This window comes from Roseicyclus sp. (assembly GCF_052168335.1).
In the GTDB taxonomy this organism is placed as follows: Bacteria; Pseudomonadota; Alphaproteobacteria; order Rhodobacterales; family Rhodobacteraceae; genus Roseibacterium.
In genome coordinates this window covers 1-9,551 of the sequence record NZ_JBQLZP010000519.1, presented here as the reverse complement: position 1 = coordinate 9,551, position 9,551 = coordinate 1, and the positions used below count along the sequence as shown (strand labels likewise).

Annotated in this window: 12 protein-coding genes; 3 read left to right on the top strand and 9 right to left on the bottom strand. The window is 66.7% G+C overall.

The genetic code is table 11. The annotated features are described in order from the left end of the window. Positions 1-86: 86 nt before the first annotated feature. Positions 87-998, top strand: a complete 912-nt coding sequence (locus ACTS11_RS15785; RefSeq protein ID WP_442641254.1) for a pirin family protein — start codon at positions 87-89, stop codon at positions 996-998. Between the two features lie 42 nt (positions 999-1,040). Beyond that, complete coding sequence (locus ACTS11_RS15780) at positions 1,041-1,817, top strand: alpha/beta fold hydrolase (protein WP_442641253.1); 777 nt, start codon at positions 1,041-1,043, stop codon at positions 1,815-1,817. Here ACTS11_RS15780 and ACTS11_RS15775 read toward each other — a convergent pair. Both ACTS11_RS15775 and ACTS11_RS15770 read right to left on the bottom strand, forming a co-directional pair. Continuing rightward, positions 1,789-2,283: a cytochrome b gene (locus ACTS11_RS15775; RefSeq protein ID WP_442641252.1), complete on the bottom strand. Its 495-nt coding sequence runs from the start codon at positions 2,281-2,283 to the stop codon at positions 1,789-1,791. The two genes, ACTS11_RS15780 and ACTS11_RS15775, sit on opposite strands and share 29 nt — an antisense overlap. Positions 2,284-2,346: 63 nt before the next feature. Beyond that, positions 2,347-2,526 (bottom strand): CTP synthetase, encoded by a 180-nt coding sequence (locus tag ACTS11_RS15770; RefSeq protein ID WP_442641251.1) that lies wholly within the window; start codon positions 2,524-2,526, stop codon positions 2,347-2,349. A 955-nt stretch (positions 2,527-3,481) separates the two neighbouring features. Between ACTS11_RS15770 and ACTS11_RS15765 the strand changes: the two genes are divergently transcribed. Then, entirely contained in the window at positions 3,482-3,754 is a 273-nt protein-coding gene (locus tag ACTS11_RS15765) for a hypothetical protein (protein WP_442641250.1), read from the top strand. On the opposite strand, the gene ACTS11_RS15760 is transcribed toward ACTS11_RS15765, so the two are convergent. From ACTS11_RS15760 to ACTS11_RS15730, 7 genes are all read right to left on the bottom strand, one after another. Next, entirely contained in the window at positions 3,751-4,002 is a 252-nt protein-coding gene (locus tag ACTS11_RS15760) for a hypothetical protein (RefSeq protein ID WP_442641249.1), read from the bottom strand. The genes ACTS11_RS15765 and ACTS11_RS15760 overlap by 4 nt on opposite strands. A gap of 48 nt (positions 4,003-4,050) precedes the next feature. After that, positions 4,051-4,380 (bottom strand): hypothetical protein, encoded by a 330-nt coding sequence (locus tag ACTS11_RS15755; protein WP_442641248.1) that lies wholly within the window; start codon positions 4,378-4,380, stop codon positions 4,051-4,053. Between the two features lie 48 nt (positions 4,381-4,428). Then, positions 4,429-5,532, bottom strand: a complete 1,104-nt coding sequence (locus ACTS11_RS15750) for an ATP-binding protein (protein WP_442641247.1) — start codon at positions 5,530-5,532, stop codon at positions 4,429-4,431. A 51-nt stretch (positions 5,533-5,583) separates the two neighbouring features. Next, positions 5,584-5,799 carry an AlbA family DNA-binding domain-containing protein gene (locus ACTS11_RS15745; RefSeq protein ID WP_442641246.1) on the bottom strand — a complete coding sequence of 72 codons (216 nt, stop codon included), beginning with the start codon at positions 5,797-5,799 and terminating at the stop codon, positions 5,584-5,586. Continuing rightward, a complete protein-coding gene (gene lepA, locus ACTS11_RS15740) occupies positions 5,792-7,591 on the bottom strand; it encodes a translation elongation factor 4 (RefSeq protein ID WP_442641245.1) in 1,800 nt (599 codons plus the stop codon). The genes ACTS11_RS15745 and lepA overlap by 8 nt, the downstream gene beginning before the upstream one ends. Positions 7,592-7,654: 63 nt before the next feature. Continuing rightward, complete coding sequence (locus ACTS11_RS15735; RefSeq protein WP_442641244.1) at positions 7,655-8,329, bottom strand: aspartate/glutamate racemase family protein; 675 nt, start codon at positions 8,327-8,329, stop codon at positions 7,655-7,657. 1 nt (position 8,330) lies between these two features. After that, positions 8,331-9,332 carry a D-cysteine desulfhydrase gene (locus ACTS11_RS15730; RefSeq protein ID WP_442641243.1) on the bottom strand — a complete coding sequence of 334 codons (1,002 nt, stop codon included), beginning with the start codon at positions 9,330-9,332 and terminating at the stop codon, positions 8,331-8,333. Positions 9,333-9,551 lie beyond the last annotated feature (219 nt).

Below are 9,551 nucleotides of genomic sequence, written 5' to 3'. Positions count from 1 at the left end.
GCACAGCCCGCGTTCGTCGCCGCCGGATTGCCGGGCGGGCGGCCCCGTCCTATCTCCGCGACAGCCAGAAGAAGGGGAGCCCGCCCATGTCGATCCGCCCGATCCTCGAAACCCGCCGCGCCCAGCCGACGATGGAGGGGGCGGGGGTGCATCTCCACCGTGCCTTCGGCTTCCGCGATCCGAGCGAGCTCGATCCCTTCCTCCTCTTCGACGACTTCCGCAACGACGATCCCGCATTCTTCCGCAAGGGCTTCCCCTGGCATCCGCACCGCGGGATCGAGACGATCACCTACGTGCTCGAGGGCACGGTCGAGCATTCCGACAGCCTCGGGAACACCGGCCGTCTCGGGCCGGGTTCCGTCCAGTGGATGACGGCGGGCTCGGGCATCCTCCACCAGGAGATGCCGCTGGGGAACGCGAAGGGCCAGATGCACGGCTTCCAGCTCTGGGGGAACCTGCCCGGCGCGATGAAGATGACCGCGCCCCGCTACCAGGACATCAAGGGCGCCGAGATCCCGGAGGTGACGGACGACGACGGCACCCACGTGCGCGTGATCACCGGGGAGTTCTGGGGCAAGCGCGGGCCCGTCGACGGCATCGCCGCCGATCCGCAGTATCTCGACGTGACCGTGCCCGCCGGCGTGCGCAAGACCTTCCGCATCGACACCTACCGCCGCGCCTTCGCCTACGTCTTCCAGGGCGCGGGCAAGTTCGCCGACGCTTCCGCGCCGCAGGGCGTGCTGCTGGAGAAGGAAGTGATGGGCCGCGAGGTGAACATCCGCGACCTCTCGGGCGACCGGACGCTGATCCGCTTCGGCACGGGCGACGAGGTGACGGTGCAGGCGGGCCCCGAGGGCGTGCGCTTCCTCCTCATCTCGGGCGCGCCCATCGAGGAGCCGGTGGCCTGGCACGGGCCCATCGTGATGAACACGCAGGAGGAGTTGCAGCAGGCGATGCGCGACCTCCGGAACGGCACCTTCATCCGCCCCGCGCATTGAGCGGGGTGGAAGGCGCCCCGCGTGCCCGCTAGAAGGCGCGCCATGCTCAACGTCGTCACCCATGGCGCGCCGGGAGACCAGCCGCCCATCCTGATCGCGCATGGCCTCTTCGGCTCGGCCCGGAACTGGGGCGTCATCGCCCGGAGGCTCGCCGAGGGGCGGCACGTCCTCGCCGTGGACATGCGCAACCACGGCGAGAGCCCATGGTCGGACAGCCATTCCTACCCCGACCTCGCCGCCGACCTCGCCGAAGTGATCGCGGCCCACGGGGGCCTCGCGGATGTCGTCGGGCACTCCATGGGCGGCAAGGCGGCGATGGCGCTCGCGCTGACCCGCCCCGAGGCCGTCCGCCGCCTCGTCGTGGCCGACATCGCGCCCGTGGCTTACGGCCATTCGCAGCAGCCCATGATCGACGCCATGCGCGCCGTCGACCTCGCCCGCGTCGAGAGCCGGCGGGACGCCGACGCGCAGCTCGCCGCCATCGTGCCGGAGGAAGGCGTGCGCGCCTTCCTCCTCCAGTCGCTCGACGTCGCGGGGCGGCGCTGGCGGCTGAACCTCGATGCGCTGTCGGCGGAGATGCCCCTGATCGTCGGCTGGCCCGATCTGTCCGGCAGCTTCGGGGGACCCGCGCTGTTCCTCTCGGGCGCCCGCTCGGACTACGTGAAGCCCGAGCATCGCGACACGATCCGCAGCCTCTTCCCGGCCACCCGCTTCGCGAAGATCCCCGGCGCGGGCCACTGGCTCCACGCCGAGAAGCCGCGCGAGTTCGAGGCCGCGCTTCGCGCCTTCCTCAGCCCGGACGCATCATCCGGGCGATGAGCCCGGTCTTCCAGACAAGCTGGTGCACCGCGACCGCGCCCACATGCGCGAGGATCAGGAACAGGAGGAGCGCCCGCAGGACCTCGTGCGCGTCGCCTGCCGCCTCGATCTGCCCGCCCCAGGCCATCGCGCCCGTCACGGGCAGCAGGATCAGCAGCGCGTAGAAGCCGAGGTGCGCCCAGTGCGCCAGCCGCGCGAAGACGGCGGGCTCACCCGGCGGGGGCGGCGGCGTGCCGCGGTCGTTCCTCAGGAGCAGCCGCCAGACCGCGAGCGCGAGGATGAGCGTTCCGCCGATGATGTGCCCCGCGACGGGGGCCGAGATCGCGTAGACCCCGGTCTCTTCCGCCACGTCGTAGGCATCCGCGATGCCCTCGTGCAGCAGGTATTGCAGCGCGACGAGGATCACGGTGATCCAGTGCAGCCGGATCTGCATCCGGCTGTAGCCACTCGGGCGGGTGACGCTCATGGACGTGTCCCTTCGATGCTTCGTCGAGGCAGCCTAGCGCGGACGGCGCGGTCCGGGAACGGCCTAGAGCCGTGCGATCTTCCGCGACGCGAACCACGTGGCGGGCAGGGCCGCGACGGCGCCGAGGACGGCGGCGACGACGATCGGCTGCCAGCCCGGAAGCCCGGCCGCGAGCACCCCGGTCACGCCGATCCCGGCGAGCGCGGTGGCCGCGAGCGTGTAGATGAGAAAGAACAGGCGCATGACGAACTCTCCTGACACGACGGCGTTCGCGGTTTCATTGACGAGGACAATCGTAATCGCGCGAGTCGCGCGTTGATCTGGGTCAAGCGCCGTGGATGCGGGCGTCCCTGTGGCGGAATTGCCAAAGGGATGGAGGGTTGCGCGGCATTCGACGCAATATCTGGTTGCCGGACCCACCTGCGGGCGTGTATCCGGGCCTTGGTGCTAGGACGCGGATGCATCGACTGACACGGAAGCGGGATCCAGGCTTGGCCGGGTCCCGTTTTCAGTTGGGGAAAGCTCCAACGGGAAAAGGCGCCAGGTGCTTGGACGCGGTCCTTGCATCGCCTGACGCCTTCCCGAACCGTCGCGTGCAGATCGCAAGACCTGTTCCGCCCGGTCCGAAGGGCCGCCACCTCGCGGTGGAACCCCTGGTCCCTCTGCCGTTTCCGGCATCGAGACCGTCCGCTACGCCCGTTCTCGTCGGCGTCCCCTGCATCGGCCCGGAGGCCCTGCAGTCCGTCGCCGCCGATCCTCGGACCCTTGCGGTGCAGTCCGGGCGCAAGTCCCTTTCCGCTCCGCCGGTCGCCCTTGGAAGGCGTCTCGAACCCCGCGCGCTGTCCGAAAACCGCTGCGGTAGGAATACGTTCGCCCCGGACGCCGCTCCGGGCAAGCGCGGAGCAGTGCAGCATGGAAATTTCCTGTGCATGGAACGGTGGGCAAGCTTGTGCGCGCGCGCTTGGCGTAACGGTTTTGTGAAGCCCGCGCAGGACGTTGCGGGCGCTGTTGAAAAGCGCTCGCGCCAGCCCCGGTTTTCTGCGCCTGCGAAGGGGTTTTCGGGCGTCGGCGCGGAGATTCGTGTAGAATCGCCGCGATTGACCTGTCTCAAGGCGCGGCCGTGCGGACCGGGCCACCCTCTGCTCTGCGCCCTGGGGAGGGCGCGACGGGCGGCCCAGCGCGGGCCGGGGAGGACGACATGATCACGCTCGACGACATGGAAGACATGTGCAGCCTCACGCGCGAGGAGATCGCGCAGGTGGCCGAGCACGAACACATCACCGAGGAGGCCGCCGTGGCCGAGGTGGAGCACCTGATGCACACCCATGGCGGGCCGCAGGCGGTGCAGCGGATGCTCTGCGAAGATGTCCGCGCGGCGCTTCATGCGGGCGACCTCGCCGAGGCGCGGCGGCTCTTCGCCGTGCTCCGCGGCTTCGTCGGCGCGCATCCCGAGGCGGTGCGCGGCGCCTAGAGTTCCGGCTTGCCTGGGCGGGGGACGCGGCCCGCGTCGCGGATGCGCGTGTGGTCCCAGTTCGCGTCGTTGCGCTTGGTCAGGCGCGAGATCGCGTAGGCGGTGGGCCAGCTCAGCGCGAAGCCGATGACGGCCGCGCCCAGGATCGCGGGCCAGCCGTACCAGCCGAACGAGAAGGCGGCGATCACCAGCGCGCCGGTCAGAACCGCGCCCGACATCAGCGTGAGAAGAATGCTCAGACGGTCCATGAATGTCCTCCTTCGGGCGGAGAACGCGGGCGGCCGGGCGGGGGTTCCTCACATGCGGCTGAGGTAGAACCGGAAGAGCGCGGCGGCGAAGGACGTGCCGACCCCCCAGATCAGCCAGAAGAACGCGGCGACGGCGAGGGTCAGCGGCCAGAGGTTCGCGGCCGTCGGGTCGGCGGCCATCAGCGACAGGAGCCAGAGCCCGAACCCCGCCCAGATCAGCGCCGGGGCCGCCACGGCGAGGACCGGCAGGACGGGCTGCGGCCAGACCGTCAGGCGGACGCGCATGGCGAGGGCGTGGACAAACGCCAGAAGCGCGCCGAAGCCGAAGATGACGGCGGCGACGAAGGAGAGTCCGATGACGTGTCCGAGCGGGTCCATGGCGGGGGTGTATGCGCGGGGATTTTGGCGGGAGTTGGGCGGGGGACTCTAGTCTTTCTTGAGCCGATATGCTGTCGCGCGTCCCTTCCTACCTGGAATGCGCTCAATGATTTCGGCCTGCATCATTCTTTCGAAAACCCGTTTCATTTTGTTTTCGCTGCCCTCACGGCAGATTTCCCTACCAATAGAATTGTTTATCTCAGCATGGTTCTCTAGGTAGTCCCGCACGGTCTCTTCAGGGGAGGCGAGTTTTTCATGATATATCGTGACAGTCACGCCAGCATCTGTTTCTGAAATAACAGGATCTCGAAGCTTGAGCGCCCGCATCTTTTGAAACGCAGTATTCAGGCCCTCACCAATGTCTTTGTTTGGCGCGTTTGGAAACTTGTTCGCGATTCTGACAATCTTTGGATTTCGAGCAAATCTCTCTTTCAGGATATTCTTGGGCGTAACGTATCCTGGGAGCTTTCCGGGGCTAAATACCTCGATCCGGTTGTCAAATATCTTAATATGAATTTCATCATTGACGCTATAGTCTCGATGGAGAACAGCGTTCGTGACGATTTCGTGAATCGCCTCCTCTGGGTAAACGATCGCCTCAAGGCCGCCAGTTCCAACCTTGGGGATGTCTTGAACTTTTTCTTTGGTTAATTCAACAGCGCGAGTAATGACTTCAATGGCTGATCCCTCAATCGTCAAGGGATCAAAAGCCAGTGTCTCTCTGGTGCCCTCGGATTCCGAAGTTTTATATCGATAAATCTTGATACCGGCTTTCGGAAGATCAATCTGGGGCTCATCGGAAAAAAGCATCACTGCTGCTACTGTGGGCTTTTCCTCAATGATGAGTCGTTGCTTTCTTAACCAGTCCTTCGGCTCTGGATGGGGGACAATATTCAGCGAAAAGCTCAATATTGACATCGAGTTTTCAATTTCTTGAACGGGGTGACTGGTTGCTACATCTTCGTACGAGTAAACGCCCTTTGAATACTCAAGGCGCCGGATTTCATCTTGCGTGCCGAGTTTCTTGTTCTGAGCCCCGAAGCGCTTGTAGGGGGCTTGTGCGGTTGAGAGCTTGACGTCTGGAGTTCGAAAGACTTCGATCTTAAGGACAAGGCCGTTCCTGCCGTCGCTCCTGAGAAATGTGCAGTTCACATAGTCTTGAACTGGAAACATTTCGTGGATAGCCGCACATATAGGATTTGCTTACTCAGCGTTCACAAAGCCTATCCAGTCTTTATTGTCTTCTATGCCAATGTAGAGTTCGCCTCCGTCAGTATTGGCGAAGGCCGAAAGGCTCTGGGAGAGTTTCGCTGGTAGAATGCGGGCTGACTTGAAATCAAGACGTTGGCCCTCGTCCTGTTCCAGAAGTTTTTGGACCTCACCATCGCTGATATCAAGAACGTCAAACAATTCACCCATCCATCTTCAACGCATTGATGAACGCCGACTGCGGGATCTCCACCTTCCCGAACTGGCGCATCTTCTTCTTGCCCGCTTTCTGCTTGTCGAGGAGCTTCCGCTTCCGCGTGGCGTCGCCGCCGTAGCACTTGGCCGTCACGTCCTTCCTCAGCGCCGCGATGGTCTCGCGCGCGATGACCCGCCCGCCGATGGCCGCCTGGATCGGGATCTTGAACATGTGGCGGGGGATCAGCTCCTTCAGCTTCTCGCACATCATGCGCCCCCGCATCTCGGCCCGGTCGCGGTGGACCATGATCGAGAGCGCGTCCACAGGCTCCTCGTTCACCAGGATCTGCATCTTCACGAGGTAGTCCTCGCGGTAGCCGAGCATCTGGTAGTCGAAGGAGGCGTAGCCCTTCGTCACCGACTTGAGCCGGTCGTAGAAGTCGAACACCACCTCGTTCAGCGGCAGGTCGTAGACCACCATCGCGCGGGAGCCCGCGTAGGTGAGGTCGAGCTGCTCGCCCCGCCGGTCGTGGCAGAGCGTGAGCACGTCGCCGAGGTATTCGTCGGGCACGAGGATCGTCGCCTTGATGCGCGGCTCCTCGATGTGGTCGACATGGGTGAGGTCCGGCATGTCGGCGGGGTTGTGCAGCTCGACCACCGAGCCGTCGCGCATGTGGACGTGGTAGATCACCGAGGGCGCTGTGGTGATGAGGTCGATGTCGTACTCGCGTTCCAGCCGGTCGCGGATCACCTCGAGGTGGAGGAGCCCCAGGAACCCGCAGCGGAAGCCGAAGCCGAGCGCGGCCGAGGTCTCCATCTCGAAGGTGAAGGAGGCGTCGTTCAGCGCGAGCTTCTCGATGGCGTCGCGCAGGTCCTCGAAGTCGTTGGTGTCCACGGGAAAGAGGCCGCAGAAGACCACGGGGACCGACGGCTTGAAGCCCGGCAGCGCCTGCGCCGTCGGCCGGCGCTCGTGCGTGATCGTGTCGCCCACGCGGGTGTCGCGCACCTGCTTGATCTGCGCGGTGAGAAAGCCGATCTCGCCGGGGCCGAGTTCCGCGATGTCCTGCATGGCGGGCTTGAAGACGCCGAGCCGGTCCACCTGGTAGGCGCCGCCCGTCTTCATCATGCGGATGCGGTCGCCCTTGCGGATCACCCCGTCTATGACGCGGATCAGGACGACGACGCCGAGATAGGGGTCGTAGTAGCTGTCGACCAGCATGGCCTTGAGGGCCGCCTCGCGGTCGCCCTTGGGCGCGGGCAGGCGGTGCACGATGGCCTCGAGCACGTCGGGAATGCCGAGGCCGGTCTTGGCGCTGATCGGGATGGCGTCCTGCGCGTCGATGCCGATGACGTCCTCTATCTGCTCCTTCACGCGGTCGGGCTCGGCCGCCGGCAGGTCGATCTTGTTGAGGACGGGCACGATCTCGTGATCCGCGTCGATGGCCTGGTAGACGTTGGCGAGCGTCTGCGCCTCGACGCCCTGCGAGGCGTCGACGACGAGGAGCGAGCCCTCGACCGCCCGCATGGAACGCGAGACCTCGTAGGCGAAGTCGACGTGGCCGGGCGTGTCGATGAGGTTCAGGATGTAGGTCTGGCCGTCCTGTGCGGGATACTCGATGCGGACGGTGTTGGCCTTGATGGTGATGCCGCGCTCGCGCTCGATGTCCATGCTGTCCAGGATCTGCTCCTGCATGTCGCGCTCGGCCACGGTGCCGGTCAGCTGGATCAGCCGGTCGGCGAGCGTCGATTTCCCGTGGTCGATATGGGCGACGATCGAGAAGTTGCGGATGCGGGAGAGGTCGGTCATGGCGGCCTGCAATCGGTTGGTTGCAGGGGGAGATAGCGGAAGGGTGGGGCCGGGGGAAGGGGATCAGGCGCGCGCGAAGCCCACGATCTCCCCGACCAGCACGTCGAGGCTGTCGGTCAGCGGCAGTTCGGGCAGCGAGGGCACGACCAGCGACAGTTCGGTGCAGGCGACGCAGAGTGTGTCGGCCTCGGTCAGAAGCCCTTCGGCGATATGCGCGAGGGCGGGGGCGAGGGTCTCGGGCCGCTCCCCCCGCTTCACCGCGCGGATGAGGGCGAGGACGGCGTCGTCGGGCTCGGGGAAGACCGGGACGAGGCCCCTTGCGGCGAAGGGCGCCTCGAAGACGGTCGCGAGGCGGGTGGCGGGCGAGGCGAGCATGCCGATGCGCCGCGCGCCGCCCTCGGCCAGCCTGTCCGCCGTCGCTTCGATCATGTCGAGAAAGGGCAGCGTCGTCGCCCCCCGGATCGCCCCGGCATAGGCATGGGCCGTGTTGCAGGGCATGGCGAGCGCCGCCGCCCCCGCCGCCTCCAACGTGCGGGCCATGTCGCGCAGCACCGGCGTCGGGTCCGTCCCCGTCCGCTCGATCAGGTGGGCGATGCGCGAGGGGACGGCCGGGTTCTGGTGCACGATCAGCGGCACGTGGTCCGCGTCGTCCTGCGCCGCGACCGCCGCCAGCACCTTCCGCATGAGGAGGATCGTCGCCTCCGGCCCCATGCCGCCGAGGATGCCGACCGGACGCATTTCAGGCGGGCACGTCGAAGCTGTGGAGATACCCCGTCAGCCCGATGGCGCCGCCGGTATGCAGGAACAGGATACGCTCCCCGGCCTTGAAATGCCCCTTGCGGCAGAGGTCGATCAGCCCCGCCGCGCCCTTCGCGGAATAGACCGGGTCGAGGAGGATGCCCTCGAGCCGGGCGAACATCCCGATCGCCTCGATGGTGGAGGGCGCGGGCAGGCCGTAGCCCTCGCCCACGTAGTCGGTATTGGCCACGACCGCCTCGGGCGGCGGGGCGGGCACGCCCAGCTTCTCCGCCGTGGCCACGCAAAGCGCGTGGACGTTCGCCTCCTGCTTCGGCTTCGGCGCGCGCACTCCGATGCCGAGGACAGGGAGTTGCGCGTTCATCGCCGTCAACCCCGTGACGAGCCCCGCCTGCGTGCCCGCGCTGCCGGTGGCATGGACCAGCGTGTCGATGGCGAGGCCCATGTCCGTCAGCTGCGCCACCGTTTCGAGCGCGCAGTTGACGTAGCCGAGCGCACCCGTCGCGTTCGACCCGCCGCCGGGGATCGCGTAGGGCTTGCGCCCCTCGGCCGCCATGCGCTCGGCCACGGTCGCAAGCTCCGCGTTCATGTCGAGGCCGGGGCCGCGATGCTCCCAGGTCGCGCCGTGGAGGTGATCGAGCAGCACGTTGCCGTTCCGCCGGTAGTTCTCGTGGTTGAAGCCCGTCCTGTCCTCGAGCAGCAGGTGGCAGTCGAGCCCGAGCTTCGCCGCCGCCGCCGCCGTCTGGCGGGCGTGGTTCGACTGGGTCGCGCCCTGGGTCAGGACGATGTCGGCGCCCGCGGCCACCGCCTCGGCCATCAGGAATTCCAGCTTGCGGGTCTTGTTGCCGCCGGTCGAGAGGCCGGTGCAGTCGTCGCGCTTGATCCAGATCTCGGGCCCGCCGAGCGCCTCCGAGAGCCGCGGCAGCGGTTCGATCGGGGTCGGCAGATGCGCGAGGCGGATCCGCGGGAAGCGGGCGAGGTTCATGGCACGGGACTCCCTGTCTTTTCCGCCATCTTCGCGGCGGGGCGCGGGAGTGTCCAGATGCCGGCCGACGCGGGCCGCGGCCTTAGAAGTTCCCGCGGAAGACGGTGCGCGTCTCGGCCTGCTCGGTCAGGGCGCGCACGAGCGAGAGCCCGTCCTCCGTCACCTCGCCCGCCTCGGTCAGCCAATTCCGCCTCCGCGCCGTGACCTCCGGCGGCTGCG

Coding starts and splice junctions, on each gene's coding strand:
- ACTS11_RS15760 (WP_442641249.1), bottom strand. CDS start 4,002: ATGGACCGTCTGAGCATTCTTCTCACGCTGATGTCGGGCGCGGTTCTG.
- ACTS11_RS15765 (WP_442641250.1), top strand. CDS start 3,482: ATGATCACGCTCGACGACATGGAAGACATGTGCAGCCTCACGCGCGAG.
- ACTS11_RS15785 (WP_442641254.1), top strand. CDS start 87: ATGTCGATCCGCCCGATCCTCGAAACCCGCCGCGCCCAGCCGACGATG.
- ACTS11_RS15735 (WP_442641244.1), bottom strand. CDS start 8,329: ATGCGTCCGGTCGGCATCCTCGGCGGCATGGGGCCGGAGGCGACGATC.
- ACTS11_RS15755 (WP_442641248.1), bottom strand. CDS start 4,380: ATGGACCCGCTCGGACACGTCATCGGACTCTCCTTCGTCGCCGCCGTC.
- lepA (WP_442641245.1), bottom strand. CDS start 7,591: ATGACCGACCTCTCCCGCATCCGCAACTTCTCGATCGTCGCCCATATC.
- ACTS11_RS15745 (WP_442641246.1), bottom strand. CDS start 5,799: ATGGGTGAATTGTTTGACGTTCTTGATATCAGCGATGGTGAGGTCCAA.
- ACTS11_RS15775 (WP_442641252.1), bottom strand. CDS start 2,283: ATGAGCGTCACCCGCCCGAGTGGCTACAGCCGGATGCAGATCCGGCTG.
- ACTS11_RS15730 (WP_442641243.1), bottom strand. CDS start 9,332: ATGAACCTCGCCCGCTTCCCGCGGATCCGCCTCGCGCATCTGCCGACC.
- ACTS11_RS15780 (WP_442641253.1), top strand. CDS start 1,041: ATGCTCAACGTCGTCACCCATGGCGCGCCGGGAGACCAGCCGCCCATC.
- ACTS11_RS15770 (WP_442641251.1), bottom strand. CDS start 2,526: ATGCGCCTGTTCTTTCTCATCTACACGCTCGCGGCCACCGCGCTCGCC.